This is a genomic window from Leptothoe sp. PORK10 BA2 (genome assembly GCF_034932105.1).
Classification (GTDB): Bacteria; Cyanobacteriota; Cyanobacteriia; order Phormidesmidales; family Phormidesmidaceae; genus Leptothoe.
This window is the reverse complement of the sequence record NZ_JAYGIG010000162.1, coordinates 1-15,485: the sequence shown is the minus strand read 5'-3', so window position 1 is coordinate 15,485 and position 15,485 is coordinate 1. Positions and strand designations below refer to the sequence as shown.

The window sequence follows — 15,485 nt, the reverse complement described above, 5'->3', positions numbered from 1 at the left end:
ACTCCATAATGGAACTGGCTGATTGTAATGGTTTCAGCCAGTTTCGGACATTCCAGACCGTTTGGGTACTGGGATGTTCTTTTTTAGAGACTTTCACCAGTTAGAGATGAACTTCGCACTGTCCAGCCCACAAGAAAAAGCGGAAAAACTCATGGCTGGGATATTTAGCATTTTGCAAGCAGTAGGTAGCAAAATCACAAGAAGTTATCCAGACGTTCAAGACAACCTAAACTACGTTGAAGAGAAATTCAAGGATGGACAAGCCGCAAAATATATCGGCTTAAGTGATTTGCAGCAGTACAAGGATATTGTTGATCAGGTTTTTAATGATGATATCGATCCCGAAGATATTGATTTAAAAGGCTGGTAATAAAGCTTTGATTTTTCTGAGTACCTTATTATGAATTTGTGTATCGGGCACTTAAATGCAGTGCAAACGCATCAATGTGGTGAGAGAATATATATGGCGTTATTAGCCTAAAACGACGCTATATAAGTTTTCAAGAACTGGAATAAATTAGCCTTGTTGATATTATTCTCATGGACAATGAGAATAATCTTGTCTTATTGAGAGTATGCGTTTCCCCTACCCTTAAATGTACATGATGCAGATATTAAAGTTATAATTTGTAAGGTATTCACGGTATATATTAAGGTTTTAGACTATTTAATTTTCAGGTTTTCAATTTCGTCTAATAACAGAGATAAGCAGCGCTTGAGTTCTTGTTTAGCCTCAGGTGTTTTTAAAAAAGTTTGTGCTTTTGGACCTTCTAATAAAATATTTCTTATATATTTGATTGCAACTTTATATAATTGCTTGTTAGGCGTTTGAGGACTAGGGTAATTCAGCCCAATCACACTTATGGGCATTGGGTTATTTGGGCTGCAATCCAGACTACACATTACCCAGGCTTTCATATATGCATATATATCCTTGAAAAATTTATACTCGGGATGATCTTTTCTAATCTTGCTTTGATTCGATTTGCCTAATGCGTGCATACTTGCCTTAAGCGCAATAGGCTGTAGAAAATCTTTGTCGGGTAAGTTGATGAGAATATATCTTGCCTTTCGAAGTGTTATTTCATCGTCAAATTCCTTCGATAGATTTTCTTCAAATAAATTAATTCCAATGCTATCTCTTTCTTTACGAATTGGATCTTCTATGTCAATGAACTTTAATTCAGCGATTTCAAATTTAGGATTTCCAGTGACTAAATATGCTAAAAAATAACGCTGTTTCTTTGTATTTTCTTCATTGCTGATTGATGTACTATTGACCTTTCTTGCATTCTCCGTTTCTACGGACTCTAAGAGTAAATTATTGTAACTCTCTAGAGTCCCTTTCAAGATGTCATGAAGTGAGACAGATAAAATTAATCCTATCAGTAAGTTCCAGTTTCCTAGATCTCCTTCATTCTTTAATACATACTGGCCAATTAAAAAACTGATTATAGAAGTCGTAATCAATAGTAAGAAGACAAAATTAGAGGCGTCAAAAATAAACCTTTCTTTTGAATAAGTATGTAATTCTGCCCCTGTGTTTTCTGTTTGCCTAAATCTATGTCTTAAAATTTTGAATGCCCAACCAGATAGAGATTTTGAGAGGATTAGGGATAGTAATTTTGATAGATGTTTGACCTTACTAGTCTTAGGGTTCATAGTATTGATGAATGATGCTTGGCGTGGAACTTAGTCTTTGATTATGCCAAAGTATTGTCTTTTAAGAGATATCTGTATTAGTTGAATAAGTTTGGATCGTTTTTCTGTATTAGCGAGCACAAGCTGAAAGCTCAATCTATTTTAACAAAGGCTTTTGATGTGCTTCACTAAGGCTACAATCGCTATGTAGTGTTTTAAGATTGCCTGGAAACGGATGATGTAGCTTTGTCGATTGTTCTTCAATTCAAGTATTACTCCACAAGGCGTTAACAGATTAACTGAGCCATCCTTAAGTGTTTGCTCACAGGTGATGCCGACTGAAGGCTTTCTATATCCCGTAACCGTCCTTGACGTTCAATGCACTTTGTTCGTTTCAGCGATTTTGGTGGTCACCTATGGATTTTCAATAAGCCGAAACCCCATTAAATTCGTTGAGGTTTTAGCTGTTTTCAAGTTCCTGGAACGGTTACCTATCCCCCTAATCCTAGGGGGTAAGAATCACTGCGCTCAAGATTGGGTTTAGAGGTTTGGATAACTGGTAGCTTCGTTTTTGTTCTTTTTAAGATAGATAAACAGTCATATGAGGTTTAGAGCAGGAATCCTTTGCCGTTGACCACTCTATTCTGTCAGTCATTCACCAATTTGCTAACCCGCTTCTGGATAGGCTGATGCTTACTGTTACGCACCTGGGCAATTCTAATGTGTTTGTTTCCTTGACTAGGATTTTTGGGCGTTTTGTGGTGGCAACGCTATCGCCTGGAATCCCGAATTTTTCTCATTAATGCTTATTTACTTGAATCCTGTGAACTTCTCAAAGCCTTTGCTGCTGATGCTTTGAGAGGCATAAGGAATATGAATTTTCTGAGTTTTGAGGCATTTTGACTCATTTTCAGAGGCTGAAACCCTTATTCCTTGGTTGGCTGGCTAGCGTGTTCAAAGTTCAAAGTGTGCCTGCAATCGTTGATATGTAAGGATTTCTGCAAAACATAAGACTCAAGGAACCCTCGATTAATTCAATTGTGTTAAAAAAAGACTCATTTTATTGAGAATAGCGAAGGAAGTTCCAATGGTTTCAGATGTTGTTTTTTAGATCAAGGCAATTAATAAAGGTGCCCTCAAGTTATTTATAGAGGAAGTATGTCCGTAATTCTCTGCTATACAGGGGGCTAGATCAGTCATCACAAGGCAGGGCTACGGAGGGGATGGTGTCATATTATGACTATGCTCCATGCGATTTAATGTGGTTCGATACCAACTTACAATATCGAATGTTTAAATTAACTAATTAGAGAGGTAAATTCCATGGGCGCGTTTTCAGGAGCCAATAACCACACCACTAGTGGTAATGTCGGTGTTGCCATCATTGCCGGAGTCGGTGGGGACCTCGCCTTTCAAAATTTTTCGACCGATGCCGATGGTGAGCTACAGGTATATCTGACCATTCGCGGCGACTTGGCCAAGCAAAAAATTGACCTCGGTGCCCTACCTGCGGTTAGCGGCACATTTAATATTCCATTCCCTGGGGATACGGACATCAGCTTTTTCGACACGGTGGTCATCGCCCAAGGCGAAACCAGTATTGGTACGGCCCGAGTTCCCTAGGAGGGCAGGAACCTGGGAGGGAACCCAATCAAACTCTTTAAGCGCCAGGGTAGAGATATTCTTCTGGGGTGTTATTGAATATCCAGGAGCGACAGTTGCTGGGCTGGGAATGCCTTTGGATGGCGTTTAAGCTGAGTTAGCTCCACCCCTTCGTGTTCCAGTAGCCAACGTTTGCGGTCCAAGCCTCCAGCGTAGCCAGTTAAACTCCCATTGGCTCCAATCACGCGATGGCAAGGCAAAACAATGGAAATGGGGTTGAGACTATTGGTAGCCCCCACGGCTCTGACCGCGCCAGGGTTACCCAGCTGATGGGCCAGGTTACCATAGGAGCGGACGGTGCCCGGTGGAATGGTGCGCAGGGCCTGCCACACCTGGTTCTGAAACTGAGTGCCGCCGGGGTTAACTGGAATGGGATCGATGGCTGTCAAGTCGCCGTTGAGATAGGCGCGCAGACGGCAGATCAGGTCATTTTCCAGGGCGGTTAAACCCTGGCTATCGGATGGCACCTCAGTTAATTCAAAGTTGCCATAGCGTTTGGCGAGCAGACCCCTGAGTCTGGGCTCATAGCCTTGATAATCCAGCGATATGAGGGCCTGGTCATCGGTGACTAACAGCATGTCCCCCATGGGAGATGCCACCTTGGTCAGGCGTAGGGGCTTACATGACTCAGGCATGGTGCCTTCCACTCGTGTTGGTCAGGCGTAGGGGCTTACATGACTCGGGCATGGTGCCTTCCATTGGTGTTGGTCAGGTGCAGGAGCTTACATGACTCAGGCATGGTGCCTTCCATTCGTGATTTACGATGAAAAATCGTATAGCCCCACCATAGCACCCGGATATTGTTTTCTCTCCACCAACTGCCCGAGACGATTCAGTTGTTCGACGATGGCCTCTTCTGATTGGGGCCGTTTCCGCGCCAACAGAATCCAAACTCTCTTTTCGTTTTTTAACTGTGTTGTTTTGAGCGCCTTGAGTTCTTGATAGTGGCTTTCTAAATCAGCCTCAGAGACTTTCCAAATGCCAATGTTTTGGAGTTCACTGAGGATAACATCCGTCATGGGTAGCTCGAAGCTACGGTTATAAAATTCGAACTGTAGCTGTGCCCCTGGCAAGACATAGAGCTTATCCCCTGCTTGCCAGTGAGTATCGATGTATTGCAGCGTCGGTCTCACGTGATCAAAATGCAAACTAGTGGGAACTAGCATACCGTGTAGACCTCGTCCAAATGGCATGAATATCAGGGTTATAGCCATGATGAGACTGAAAACGCCTAATATACGGGGCTTCTTTTTCCACCTGTCCAACCAAAAAACAATACCTTCTGCTAAGAGAATAAGGGCGAAAGGGGTGAGAAATAGGATCAGTCGTTCGCGGAAGGGATATTGATGGAGAAACGCAGCAAGTAGGGTCGCGATAAACGGGCTGCTGAGGTAAAGCAGTCGGAGTTTAGCGGTGCGATACAACAGAATACAACCGGTGACAAATGCCACCATGGCAACACCGTCGGTGGGGCCAGAAAAGCCTAGGGGACGATAGAAGAAGCGACCGAAGGAGTCGAGCAGCCAGGGTATATCTAGAAAGCTGTCGGGGTATCGTCCCGCCCAGCTGTCGGCTAGGCCCGTGTCAGACAGGGTTTTACTAATGACCCCAAAGTATAGGCCGCAAAAGCTGGTAACCCAGACTCCATAGAGGGGAATACGTCGGAGGAAAAAGTCTTTTAGGTTGGTGGTGGAAGCTTGCCATAATTGTAGGGAGAGAATATTCGCGCCTTCCACCCCCGCCATGACAAAAATGCTGGGAAATGATAGCCAAATGCTGATGCTGCCTAGGATGCCTGCTGCCAGCAGCTGGTTGAGGCTGGGTTTGATGGTGGCGAGGGCAGCGATGGCCATGCATAGCCATAAGGCCATGGCAACATCCCAGCTATAGGGCTTGGTCTCGCTGGCAAAGTAGGCAATGTAGCCTTGTACCGAGAAGAGAAGAATGGCGATGGGCCTGGCCCAGCCCTGGGTAAACCTCTGGGTAAACCGATAGAACAGTCCTAGGGACAATAGGCCACCCAAAAGGGGAAACAGACGCAGGACATATTCATGGCTGCCCCAGGTGTTAATGGCCCATTTCTCAATCCAGAGGAATAGGGGTGGGGCCGCCTGGTTGTAACTGAGGGCATCGAGCAGTTCTAGGTAACTGCGGTCTAAGAGGTTGAGGCCAATGGCCACTTCGTCAAACCAGAGGGAGCGGTTGCTCAGGTAATGGACTAGCCGGATTAAGATGCCTAACCCCACCCCCAGGAGGGAACAGATCTCTAGCCAACGGGCTGAGGGATGGCTGAGGGCTTTGAGTTTCTGGGGGAACATGGGGGCCAGACAATAGCGGACTTTTTATTGTCTACCATTGTTTGGTCCAAACATTTGGTCCAAACATTTTGGTCCTGGGATGGATGGGTTGTCTGGTGATGTAGTCTGAATGCTGATCTCTCAGGTCTTAGTAGACCTGGGCGGGACTAAGGGTTTCACAAATGGCTTCGATGTGCCGCTGGTCTGTGCCGCAGCAGCCTCCTAGGACCGTCAGGTGGGGTAGCTTCTGTTTGAGGATGTAGAAACGTTCCCCTAGATCCTGGGGGTTGCCTTCGTCGAGGGTTTCTGACTCGTTTAGCTCGGCGTGGCTCATCATGGAGGCATTGGCGCGGATGCCTTTAATCCGTTCTACCCAGGGGCCTTGGTTGATCAGTTCGCGATCGAAGTGGATGGGGTGGGCGCAGTTGATCATGTAGTAGGCGACATAGCCATCGGTGGCTTGGTCCACCATTTGGATGGCCTCCTTGAGTTCCATGCCGGTGGGGAGTTTGCCATTGGTTTCGACGGTGAAGGAAATTACCACGGGCATTTGGACCTTTTTGGCGGCCTGGGTGATGCCGATGGCTTCTTCTGTATAGGTCATGGTGAGGGCGGTGACCAGATCGGCGGCGGTGCTGCGGAAGGTGTTGATCTGGGCCTGGTGGTAACGTTCAGCGGTGGTGGCATCCATTAGGTGCTTCGGCCTGTAGCCGTCGCTACGGGGACCGATGCAGCCGCTGATGACGATGGGGCTGTGGGGGGTGCTGTAGGTGCTACGGGTGAGTTGGAGGAGTGCGATCGCACGTCGATTCACATCCGCCAGCTTGGCCGCATCATAGCCCTGGCGCTGGCCCCAGTCAGCACTGGCCCGCCAGGTAGGACTCTCTAACACCAGACCCATCCCATAGGTTTGGGCCAACGCACCATAGGTATTGAAATAATGATGCATCGCCTCCATCCCCAGGGGGCTATCCATTAAGGGAAATGTAGCAAAGTCTGGCAGAGCCCAGCCTTGCTGAAACAGCAGGACGGTTTCTAAACCACCATCAGTAATAAAGATACTGTCAGACAGCTGGGGCAGCTGATGTCGGTAGTAAGTCATGGGGGGGTATACCTAGACATGGAAATGATTAGTTTTATTTGATACAAATTGCGGATCGTGATTCCTAAGCGTCTTCTGTGACATTCATCACATCCCCAGCCCGAATCAAAGCGCCATCCCCAGACAACCATGGCAAAATAGGCAGTGACCCATGCCCATGACTGTCCATGCTGCGTCTTGCCGAGATCAAGCTGCCCCTCGACCACACGGACGAGGATTTGCACAATGCCGTCCTCAAGAAACTACACCTCCAACCGGCGGACGTTCACGCCTACAACGTTTTCAAACGCAGCTATGACGCCCGCAAGCGTGACGACATTCGGCTGGTGTACATCGTTGATGTGGAAACTCCCAAGCAAAAGCAGCTCCTGAGTCGCTTCAAAAAAGATCCCCATGTCAAACCCACTCCGGATACCCGCTATCACTACGTGGCGGAGGCCCCCAAGGGGTTAGAGCATCGGCCCGTGGTGATTGGCAATGGACCCTGCGGTATGTTTGCCGGGTTGCTCTTGGCCCAAATGGGGTTTAGGCCCATTGTGCTAGAGCGGGGCAAGGCGGTCCATGCGCGATCGCAAGATACCTTTGGCTTTTGGAGTAATCGCAACTTTAAGCCCGAGTCCAATGCCCAGTTTGGCGAAGGGGGAGCGGGCACCTTTTCCGATGGCAAACTCTATAGCCGGATTAAAGACACCAACCACCATGGCCGCAAGGTGTTGCACGAGCTGGTCAATGCCGGAGCCGTGCCAGAGATTCTATATATCAACAAACCCCACATTGGCACCTATCGTCTAGTCAAAATTGTCGAGACCCTGCGCAATACCATTCTCTCTTTGGGGGGAGAGGTGCGGTTTGAAACCAGGGTGGACGACATCGACATCCAAGACCACCAGGTGCGGGGGGTGATGCTGGCCAATGGGGACTACATTCGCACCGATCATGTGGTGCTGGCTGTGGGTCACAGTGCCCGAGACACCTTCGAGATGCTCCATCGGCGTGGGGTGTATATAGAACCCAAGCCCTTTTCCATTGGTTTCCGGGTGGAGCATCCCCAGCCGCTGATTGATGCTTGCCGCTATGGGGAGCAGGCGGGGCATCCCATGTTAGGGGCCGCTGACTATAAGCTAGTGCACCATTGCAGTAACGGTCGCTCAGTCTATAGTTTTTGCATGTGTCCGGGGGGGCAGGTGGTGGCGGCCACCTCCGAGCCGGGGCGGGTGGTGACCAACGGCATGAGCCAGTATGAACGCAGTGGGAAAAATGCCAATAGCGGCATTGTGGTGGGAATTACGCCGGAAGCAGATTATCCGGGTGGTCCGTTGGCGGGCATTCAGCTACAGCGAGAGTTAGAATCCCGTGCTTTTGAGCTGGGGGGAGGCACCTATGAAGCGCCTGGGCAATTGGTGGGAGACTTTTTGGCGGGTGTAGCATCTACCCAGCTAGGGAGTGTTAAACCTAGTTATCGTCCCGGTGTGCATCTTTGCGATCTGGGTCCTAGCTTGCCGGACTATGCCATTGAGGCTATTCGCGAAGCGCTACCCGTCTTTGAGCAAAAGATTCCGGGCTTTGCGATGCATGATGCGGTGCTTACAGGGGTGGAAACTCGCACGTCATCGCCGATTCGCATTAAGCGGGGTGATGATTTTCAAAGTCTGAATACTAAAGGGCTATACCCTGCTGGAGAAGGTGCTGGCTATGCGGGGGGGATTCTCTCGGCGGGGGTGGATGGTATTAAAGTTGCTGAAGCGGTAGCCCTGAGTATTGTGGAGAAGGTTTCCTGTTTGGTTGGGTGACTACTGTAGTATCCATAGACATTGCCAGTTGTCAGCCTAAAGTGCCTTTAGACGAAGGACTTCCCTAACGTGATCGAGTCAGCGCGGCGGCTTGGGTGCTGCCATGGCAGATGTTGCATAACTCACTTATTAGGGAGTCTATCAGTCAAAAGCGCCGGATAAGATCCCTATTCCCCATACTTAACCGTCAAAAGTGCTGTATAGTACATTGGTTTTCCGGAGTTATACAGCAAAAATGCGATATAAGTTCTGTGAAGAGGAGTGTTATCACGCAAAAATGCTGGATAACATCTAGAAAGTAAGATCTTATCCAGCAGATCTGACACTGAATTACAAGTTAGACGCGCGACTCGAAGTCGTTCAGGGGAGTTGGAAAGGACTCAAAAAAAACTTTCCCTGCCAGTGTTCAGGCAGATGTCCTCCTCGGAATGTTCAACTAGTAACGGCAGGGCAGTACCAGCAGACGAGGTTCAGTTTCGAATCAAGAAGTTTCTCTGGAAAATCGCAATGTTAGAGTCATTTGTAAAGTCAAAATGGAATGGCAAATAAGGAAAGTATTGAGCAGGGTACAATCGAATTTCTGATAGCTGAGTATAACGAGATATCAGAAGAAACTCGTCGTTTGCGACAAGAAGGTATAGCTCGTTTGAACTTTTTTATCACTATTACATCTTCAACTTTGGCAGTGCTTGCGTTTCTTGGTCAAAGCAAAGCCATGACTGGCGTTTTCTTTCAAGGCGCTGCAATTGGAGTGCTTGTACTACTCTTATTTATTGGTTGGGATACATTTAGATTTACTATCAGGAGAGATGAACGTACTGATTTCAATAGGCGTGCAATAGCGCGAATTCGTCGTTTCTTTGCTGTGCAAGATCCTAAAATTCAACCATATTTAACTTGGCAATACCACGATGAACCCATGCATTGGGTGACCAACAACACATCAAATGTAAGGTTTACTGCACAGTACATTTTGAGTTTTATATGTGCCTTAATTGCTGGCTTAATATCCAATCTAATAGGAGTTAATCCAACTGGTACAACAATTATTGGGGTTGTAGTGCTCATAGCTTCATTCCTTGCTGCTCAAAGCTACGCAGCAAATCGATTTAGGCTCGCTCAGATAGAGGCTAAGGAATCTATGAGATTTTCGGCAAAGCAGAGTGAGATACCATAAGAAGAGTAAATTAGAGCGATCTCGGCGACATAACAACCCGGTCGGAGCGGACTGTTGAAAGTCCTCGGTGTAGTTGTTGGCAGCCGCTCAATCGGAACGTTATGTTGCAAGACCAATCACCATGCTGATACGACAAGCTACCCCCAACGATGCCGAAATCAGTTGCGATATATTACGTCGCTCAATCATAGATTTGTGCGAGGCTGACCATCATCACTCGCCAGAACATTTAACTGAATGGTTACGAAATAAGACTCCCGAAAATGTTCATGGTTGGTATTCTGATCCGGAGAAATTTTGTGTTGTTGCAGAACTAAATAATGAAATTGTTGGTGTCGGTTCTATTAATACTAAAGGAGAGATTGGACTTCTCTATGTCAGCCCTACAGCACGATTTCGGGGTGTAAGCAAAACGATGCTTATTTCTCTTGAAAACTGGGCAAGATCGCGTCAGTTCGACGAAATTACATTACTAAGCTCGGTTACAGCGAGGAGTTTTTACGAAGCCGCTGGATATCTAGAAAACGGAATTCCTGTTCGAGTTTTTAGAGAAGCAATTGCTTATCCAATGAAAAAGGCAATTTCAACATAACAAGCGCATTATACCGGAACTTTCCAGTATAATCGAATCAAGTTTAGGCTGTCTGAGTCCGTTGAGTGCGAATGTCCTGCTGCCCAAATAACTGGTTATGGGAGTATTTTGAAGGTGCGCTATTGTTGCTTAGAATTGGGTTGTTTTGAAGCTGTCATGGCAACGCATTTATGAAACTTCCAGTAGCTTTCACGCTTCGTCAAGCAAGTGTAAGTGACGCAACACTTCTCTATGATCTTATCGATCGGACAATGCGGGGGTTTATTGTTACTACTTGGGGTGCATGGAGTGAATCCCGTGTTCAGGCAGAGTCCCGTGAAGATATTAGTTCTCCTAACGCACAAGTTATTTCGGTTGGCGATGTTTCGGTTGGCGTGTTTATCGTGGAGAGACATCCGACCCACATCCACCTTGATTCTCTGTATCTTTTGCCTGAATATCAGCGTTTGGGAATTGGTACAGCGTTGATTAACAGCCTGATTACAGAGGCGAGGCAGAACAAGGTTCCGATTCGTCTGCGTGTTATTGCAGTCAACCCAGCAAAGAAATTTTATGAACAGTTTGGTTTTATCGTGACTGAAGCTACGTCAGAGTTCTTTTTTATGGAGAAATTGACTTAAATTGTCGTCAAGCTATCTAAGAAATCCGAATGGTATAAATTGTCGTTGGCGGCAGTAGAACAATCCCGGTTCACACTGACCGTATCAATCTGGTTGGTGGGGTCGAGAGGTTACTATCGGCGGGTGCGCGGGGTCGTTATGCCGCTCAGTCCTCGGTGGAGACGCAACCGAAACCATGTCGGTTATTGTTGAGAGTCAAGGTAAAGCAAAACCGTCGAGAAGTCGCATTTTAGATTGCGGTAGACAGTACAGAGTAAATTGGTCTAATTCATTATCTAATAGACGTAGGTTTGCTCGGTGCGAAAGGAATAGTGCTTGAGCCGGATTGATCCCGAACTTGATCGAGTCATTTTCTAGGTTGAGTTTCCATCAATAGACAAGGTAGCTCGCATGAACTGCCTGTGGTTTTACCTAGTTGGCTCTGGCTATAAAATTTTGGAAGATATACCGAAACTTTCTATATATCCAGCCAATATGAGTGTAGTATACGGACAATTATCCGTATATTTCCCCCTATGGTTGGACATACTGCCAGCTATCCGTATATCTAGCTCATAGGTTGTAGATATATGGAAAAGTAGATCTAATAAGAGTTAGTCCTTGCGATGATCGTTCCGGAGAGCTTCAGCACTTCCAGACTCTTTCTCCGCCGCTCGAAAGAGTCCGATGCGCCTGCGATCTTTGAGTACGCTAACGATCCCGAGGTGGTGCGCTATGCCGACTGGCCCCGGCTAACGAGTGTTGACGAGGCTCAGAGAGCTGTCGAGCGTGCGACTCGGCACTGGGAGTCGGGTGAAGAGTACGCTTGGCGCATTACGGTGCTGCCCGACGACACCCCCGTCGGAGGCGTTGCCTGTACCTTCGAGGGTCACCGCGCTCAGTTCGGGTACCTCGTGCATCAACGGCTCTGGGGTCGTGGTTACGCCACCGAAGCCGCGCAAGCTGTTTTCCAGTGGATGGCATCACTGCCGCACGTTCATCGAATTCAGGCAACCTGCGACATCGATAACTCCGCCTCGGCGCGAGTGCTTGAGAAACTCGGGATGCGACGCGATTGCGTGCTACGTCGTTGGGCCGTCAGACCGAACCTCCCTGGGAAGCCGATCCGCGATGCGCTTCTCTACGCTTGGGTGCGCGAAGGCCTAACAACAGGCCCTGAGTCCGACGAGGTCAAGGGGATTGATTTGTAATATATTTTCGATTCTTTTCTTTGTCTTTTCTAGGCTCTCTTTTTTTCATCAACCTTTGACCCAATCAGCTATCGCCTCTGGTTTAGGACCGATGATCGAGTATTCAAACTGCTCAGTTTCTGGATCGAACAGACACAGATCGTGTTTTTGGTCTGCCCAGTCGATGCTGACGTAGGCGATATAAGGAGTGGTTGCAGGTGCAGGTATTGGATTGGATTGTTTCTGTTTCATAGGGATAGCCTGAAAGAACTGGGCTGAGATGAAACTCGAATGCCCGACTTCAATCGAAAGGATTATGGCAAGGTTCGAGAACGCCTAGCCCTGAGGATTTGTCAGGTGAATTAGGGGTAAGAGGTGAGTGCGTGTGATCTTGTTATAGACATCATATGTCACCCAAATGCAGAGTCCTCACTCGCCTCCTCCGAGTCTGAAACACAGTGTACTATTTATGTGCTACTCAATTTCAGCCTCGTCCCCCCATAATACCCATGCACACCGACCACCGAGAGTTAATCGGTTATGATGTAGAGGCTTTCTGCGGCGGGTGAACGGGTTCGTTGGGCGGCTTTACATCTCGGTCAGGACGGTGCTTCGATATTGTTTGTGGGGCATTTGATGTTCAATGTAGACGTGTGAGAATAATATGCTCAAGTCGCACTTCGGCTAATCGGTCTGATTGATTAGTTCGAGTGCCTAGCATATATTCGCCAATAAGTGAGTAGTAAGCCATCCGGGCACGCACCATTGCTTCAAATGGCGTAAAGCCAACTTCTAAAAATAAATCTTTTGTGTAATCCAAACGACGCTGATCAACTTGGTTAATCACGGCAGCGACTTTAGAATCATTGACTGCCCAAGCTCGAATCGCATTTTCCACCTGACCATCATCTTGAATCGCTAGTTCAAACAAGTGAAGCAACTTAGCAGAGGCATCACCGCCCGCCACTTCAACTTTCTCAATAATACTGTCAGTCTCTCTGCTGACCCAATCGTGCAAAATTGCTTCTAAAAGCTCATCCCGGTTTTTGAAATGCCAGTAGAAGCTACCTTTGGTGACATCCAGCAATTTGGCAAGTGGTTCAACTCGCACTGCTTCAATTCCGCTTTCTGCTATGACTCTTAGACCTAGGTCAATCCAGTCCTGTCGTCCAAGCTTTGATATTTCATTCTTTTTGACCATACGGAAGCGTATTGACTTTGTGCTCTGTGGACACTAATATATATCCATACGGCAGCGTATCCAAGGAATGATGATGGATGCCTCAAGGAAAGCATTTAATCTTCGTGTTTTTACCATGCCTGTCAGCAAATACATTAACAATCAAGGAGATTTTCCTATGTCTGTTGCACAAAATAGAACAATTCCTCTACTTCGAGTTAGTGGGTACTGGCTGATTGTAATGAGCGTAATTCATTTACTAGTTGACATTTTGTATTGTTTTGAACCTTGGTCAGATATTGTTCGCAGTGGCGTATTCAACGCTGTAGATCCTTACTTTGATCGAGGTGCTGCTTTTTGGATGTTGATGTTAAGCCCATTCCTTTTTGCTTTGGGTCAATTATGTTTTTGGGCGCAAGAACACAATGTTCGATTGCCCGTTTTTATGGGTTGGAACCTACTGATAACCTCGGCATTTGGCGCATTTCTCATGCCAATTTCGGGGTTTTGGGGATTAATTCCTCCAGCTTTGTTGATGCTGGTTGAGTCGCAGCGGCATAACGCAGTTACCAGTAAGCACGGCGTAGCACCGCTTTAGACTGTGTGCTTAAAGTACAGCCCAACACTGAGGTGCAGTGGACAGCCACAAGTCTCTGGTTTTGAGTTCAATGTTGTCTGCTGCCGCTGACCTGTGCCGTTCGGCGGTACCTGGAACCAGAGATCTTGGAAAGAGGGCTGTTGGCCAAAGCGCAATCGTCCCCCTTGTGAAGGTTGAGTCGCAACCCGTTATCCCCAATCGCCAGCCACCCAAAAGGTATTGCCCATCGCCCTCAGTTGAGCCCTGATGACGGCTGACCCATGGTCAAACACCCAACAGCAGTCGGGGTCGCTTTCTTGTAACCATGGGAGCCTCCTGTACTTTCAAATAAGTCCGTTAGCTGGAGGATGAACCAATGGATTGGCTGACAATTTCTCTCGATTGTTTCTCAGTTTCTTCTTTACGTTCACTATAGCGATCGGTTAGGTAATCAACTTTTTCACGTAACAGTAGAGTGAACTTGTAAAGCTCTTCCATCACATCGACAACGCGATCGCGGTAGGGAGAGTCTTTCATTGTCCCGTCTTCATTAAATTCTTGGTAAGCTTTGGGTACGGAAGACTGATTTGGAATAGTGAACATTCGCATCCAACGTCCTAACACTCGAAGCGTATTGACGGCATTGTAGGATTGTGAACCGCCACATACTTGCATCACTGCTAGGGTTTTACCTTGTGTTGGTCGCACCGCACCAATACTGAGCGGAATCCAATCAATTTGATGTTTGAGCAAACCACTGACATTTCCATGCATTTCTGGGCTTGACCAGACTTGTCCTTCTGACCAATTGACGAGTTCTCTTAATTCCTGAACTTTAGGATGAGTATCTGGAACACTTGCATGGAGGGGTAACTCATGGGGATGAAAAAACCGGACTTCTGCACCGAATTCTTCAATAATTCTGGCAGCTTCCTCGGCTAGTAAACGACTGTAGGAGCGTTCTCGCAAAGAACCATAGAGAAAAAGGATTCTAGGTTTGTGATCAAAGCTCATTGATTTTTCCTATGTTGTGTTCACTTGTGCAGTCTTCAGTCTGATCGCCACACCAAATTAAGGGATCTGCTTTACAGCAATCCTCAGTTAGAAACTGTAAAAGCTCACTCGTTCCATTCCAGTCGATCGCATAGAATATTTGCCGTTGAATACGCCAAGAGTGGATTAGATTAGCTCGTTCTAGCTGTGCAAGATGTCGAGACATAGTAGAAGGGTTAGCACTCAAAGTCTCAGAAATTTCTCCCGCAGGTAGACCGAAAGGACCTGCACGGACGAGCAAACGGTAAGCAGCAAGCCGTGTTTCTTGGGCAAGGGCTAGAAGCCCTTCAATAACAGTTTCTGATTGCATAATTGTATAATATCATAATTGCGCAATTATACAATTAAGTCATGGGGAAGACAATTTTGATAGTCTTCGCGTGGGTCAGCGGCATAACACATGTCCTGATGCCGACGAAGTCAAGGGGGTGATATTATCTATGACTACAGGGGCAACGCTGTTGACTCTCTTAGCCGCGAATCCAACCCGTTTTAGAGGGGTGTAATTAAAAGTGACAGTAAAACATATGAACTATCCTAGTCGATATTGAATCTGAGGGAGGTTACAATCAAGTCATCATTATTTGACTAGGGTAATACAATATGTCTGTGCCAATTGAGTCCT

General features: G+C 46.9%; 16 protein-coding genes. 8 read left to right on the top strand and 8 right to left on the bottom strand.

Going from position 1 to position 15,485, the window contains the following annotated elements:
• The first annotated feature begins 106 nt into the window (after positions 1 to 106).
• Positions 107 to 370, top strand: a complete 264-nt coding sequence (locus VB741_RS24770; protein WP_323367902.1) for a hypothetical protein — start codon at positions 107 to 109, stop codon at positions 368 to 370.
• 293 nt (positions 371 to 663) lie between these two features.
• Here VB741_RS24770 and VB741_RS24765 read toward each other — a convergent pair whose 3' ends face one another.
• On the bottom strand, positions 664 to 1,662 hold the full coding sequence (locus VB741_RS24765) for a hypothetical protein (RefSeq protein WP_323367901.1): 999 nt from the start codon (positions 1,660 to 1,662) through the stop codon (positions 664 to 666).
• A 1,302-nt stretch (positions 1,663 to 2,964) separates the two neighbouring features.
• Here VB741_RS24765 and VB741_RS24760 point away from each other — a divergent pair.
• Positions 2,965 to 3,264, top strand: a complete 300-nt coding sequence (locus tag VB741_RS24760; RefSeq protein WP_323367900.1) for a hypothetical protein — start codon at positions 2,965 to 2,967, stop codon at positions 3,262 to 3,264.
• A 71-nt stretch (positions 3,265 to 3,335) separates the two neighbouring features.
• Here VB741_RS24760 and VB741_RS24755 read toward each other — a convergent pair whose 3' ends face one another.
• The 3 genes from VB741_RS24755 to VB741_RS24745 form a co-directional block, all read right to left on the bottom strand.
• Positions 3,336 to 3,938 carry a methylated-DNA--[protein]-cysteine S-methyltransferase gene (locus tag VB741_RS24755; RefSeq protein WP_323367899.1) on the bottom strand — a complete coding sequence of 201 codons (603 nt, stop codon included), beginning with the start codon at positions 3,936 to 3,938 and terminating at the stop codon, positions 3,336 to 3,338.
• A 123-nt stretch (positions 3,939 to 4,061) separates the two neighbouring features.
• Positions 4,062 to 5,621: a hypothetical protein gene (locus VB741_RS24750; protein WP_323367898.1), complete on the bottom strand. Its 1,560-nt coding sequence runs from the start codon at positions 5,619 to 5,621 to the stop codon at positions 4,062 to 4,064.
• 127 nt (positions 5,622 to 5,748) lie between these two features.
• Positions 5,749 to 6,702, bottom strand: coding sequence for a homocysteine S-methyltransferase family protein (locus VB741_RS24745; protein WP_323367897.1), 954 nt, complete (start codon positions 6,700 to 6,702; stop codon positions 5,749 to 5,751).
• 167 nt (positions 6,703 to 6,869) lie between these two features.
• Between VB741_RS24745 and VB741_RS24740 the strand changes: the two genes are divergently transcribed.
• The 5 genes from VB741_RS24740 to VB741_RS24720 all read left to right on the top strand — a co-directional run bounded on the left by VB741_RS24740 (position 6,870) and on the right by VB741_RS24720 (position 12,071).
• Positions 6,870 to 8,492, top strand: a complete 1,623-nt coding sequence (locus VB741_RS24740; protein ID WP_323367896.1) for an NAD(P)/FAD-dependent oxidoreductase — start codon at positions 6,870 to 6,872, stop codon at positions 8,490 to 8,492.
• Between the two features lie 538 nt (positions 8,493 to 9,030).
• Positions 9,031 to 9,669, top strand: a complete 639-nt coding sequence (locus VB741_RS24735) for a hypothetical protein (protein WP_323367895.1) — start codon at positions 9,031 to 9,033, stop codon at positions 9,667 to 9,669.
• 121 nt (positions 9,670 to 9,790) lie between these two features.
• Entirely contained in the window at positions 9,791 to 10,261 is a 471-nt protein-coding gene (locus VB741_RS24730; protein ID WP_323367894.1) for a GNAT family N-acetyltransferase, read from the top strand.
• 170 nt (positions 10,262 to 10,431) lie between these two features.
• Positions 10,432 to 10,881 carry a GNAT family N-acetyltransferase gene (locus VB741_RS24725; RefSeq protein WP_323367893.1) on the top strand — a complete coding sequence of 150 codons (450 nt, stop codon included), beginning with the start codon at positions 10,432 to 10,434 and terminating at the stop codon, positions 10,879 to 10,881.
• Positions 10,882 to 11,486: 605 nt separating this feature from the next.
• A complete protein-coding gene (locus VB741_RS24720) occupies positions 11,487 to 12,071 on the top strand; it encodes a GNAT family N-acetyltransferase (RefSeq protein WP_323367892.1) in 585 nt (194 codons plus the stop codon).
• A gap of 48 nt (positions 12,072 to 12,119) precedes the next feature.
• Here the strand turns inward: VB741_RS24720 and VB741_RS24715 are convergent, their stop codons facing one another.
• Positions 12,120 to 12,302: a hypothetical protein gene (locus VB741_RS24715; protein WP_323367891.1), complete on the bottom strand. Its 183-nt coding sequence runs from the start codon at positions 12,300 to 12,302 to the stop codon at positions 12,120 to 12,122.
• A gap of 388 nt (positions 12,303 to 12,690) precedes the next feature.
• On the bottom strand, positions 12,691 to 13,251 hold the full coding sequence (locus VB741_RS24710) for a TetR/AcrR family transcriptional regulator (protein ID WP_323367890.1): 561 nt from the start codon (positions 13,249 to 13,251) through the stop codon (positions 12,691 to 12,693).
• A 67-nt stretch (positions 13,252 to 13,318) separates the two neighbouring features.
• Here VB741_RS24710 and VB741_RS24705 point away from each other — a divergent pair, with 67 nt between their 5' ends.
• Positions 13,319 to 13,828 (top strand): DUF6463 family protein, encoded by a 510-nt coding sequence (locus tag VB741_RS24705; protein WP_323367889.1) that lies wholly within the window; start codon positions 13,319 to 13,321, stop codon positions 13,826 to 13,828.
• A 336-nt stretch (positions 13,829 to 14,164) separates the two neighbouring features.
• Here the strand turns inward: VB741_RS24705 and arsH are convergent, their stop codons facing one another.
• A complete protein-coding gene (gene arsH / locus VB741_RS24700; RefSeq protein ID WP_323367888.1) occupies positions 14,165 to 14,821 on the bottom strand; it encodes an arsenical resistance protein ArsH in 657 nt (218 codons plus the stop codon).
• Entirely contained in the window at positions 14,811 to 15,170 is a 360-nt protein-coding gene (locus tag VB741_RS26550; protein WP_323367887.1) for a helix-turn-helix transcriptional regulator, read from the bottom strand. The genes arsH and VB741_RS26550 overlap by 11 nt, the downstream gene beginning before the upstream one ends.
• Positions 15,171 to 15,485: the final 315 nt, after the last annotated feature.

Bases quoted from the DNA above. Each gene is read 5' to 3' on its own strand.
- VB741_RS24755 (WP_323367899.1), bottom strand. From the start codon at position 3,938: ATGCCTGAGTCATGTAAGCCCCTACGCCTGACCAAGGTGGCATCTCCC.
- VB741_RS24710 (WP_323367890.1), bottom strand. From the start codon at position 13,251: ATGGTCAAAAAGAATGAAATATCAAAGCTTGGACGACAGGACTGGATT.
- VB741_RS24730 (WP_323367894.1), top strand. From the start codon at position 9,791: ATGCTGATACGACAAGCTACCCCCAACGATGCCGAAATCAGTTGCGAT.
- VB741_RS24770 (WP_323367902.1), top strand. From the start codon at position 107: ATGAACTTCGCACTGTCCAGCCCACAAGAAAAAGCGGAAAAACTCATG.
- VB741_RS24735 (WP_323367895.1), top strand. From the start codon at position 9,031: ATGGCAAATAAGGAAAGTATTGAGCAGGGTACAATCGAATTTCTGATA.
- VB741_RS24725 (WP_323367893.1), top strand. From the start codon at position 10,432: ATGAAACTTCCAGTAGCTTTCACGCTTCGTCAAGCAAGTGTAAGTGAC.
- VB741_RS24715 (WP_323367891.1), bottom strand. From the start codon at position 12,302: ATGAAACAGAAACAATCCAATCCAATACCTGCACCTGCAACCACTCCT.
- VB741_RS24750 (WP_323367898.1), bottom strand. From the start codon at position 5,621: ATGTTCCCCCAGAAACTCAAAGCCCTCAGCCATCCCTCAGCCCGTTGG.
- VB741_RS24705 (WP_323367889.1), top strand. From the start codon at position 13,319: ATGATGATGGATGCCTCAAGGAAAGCATTTAATCTTCGTGTTTTTACC.
- arsH (WP_323367888.1), bottom strand. From the start codon at position 14,821: ATGAGCTTTGATCACAAACCTAGAATCCTTTTTCTCTATGGTTCTTTG.
- VB741_RS24720 (WP_323367892.1), top strand. From the start codon at position 11,487: ATGATCGTTCCGGAGAGCTTCAGCACTTCCAGACTCTTTCTCCGCCGC.
- VB741_RS24740 (WP_323367896.1), top strand. From the start codon at position 6,870: ATGCTGCGTCTTGCCGAGATCAAGCTGCCCCTCGACCACACGGACGAG.
- VB741_RS26550 (WP_323367887.1), bottom strand. From the start codon at position 15,170: ATGCAATCAGAAACTGTTATTGAAGGGCTTCTAGCCCTTGCCCAAGAA.
- VB741_RS24745 (WP_323367897.1), bottom strand. From the start codon at position 6,702: ATGACTTACTACCGACATCAGCTGCCCCAGCTGTCTGACAGTATCTTT.
- VB741_RS24760 (WP_323367900.1), top strand. From the start codon at position 2,965: ATGGGCGCGTTTTCAGGAGCCAATAACCACACCACTAGTGGTAATGTC.
- VB741_RS24765 (WP_323367901.1), bottom strand. From the start codon at position 1,662: ATGAACCCTAAGACTAGTAAGGTCAAACATCTATCAAAATTACTATCC.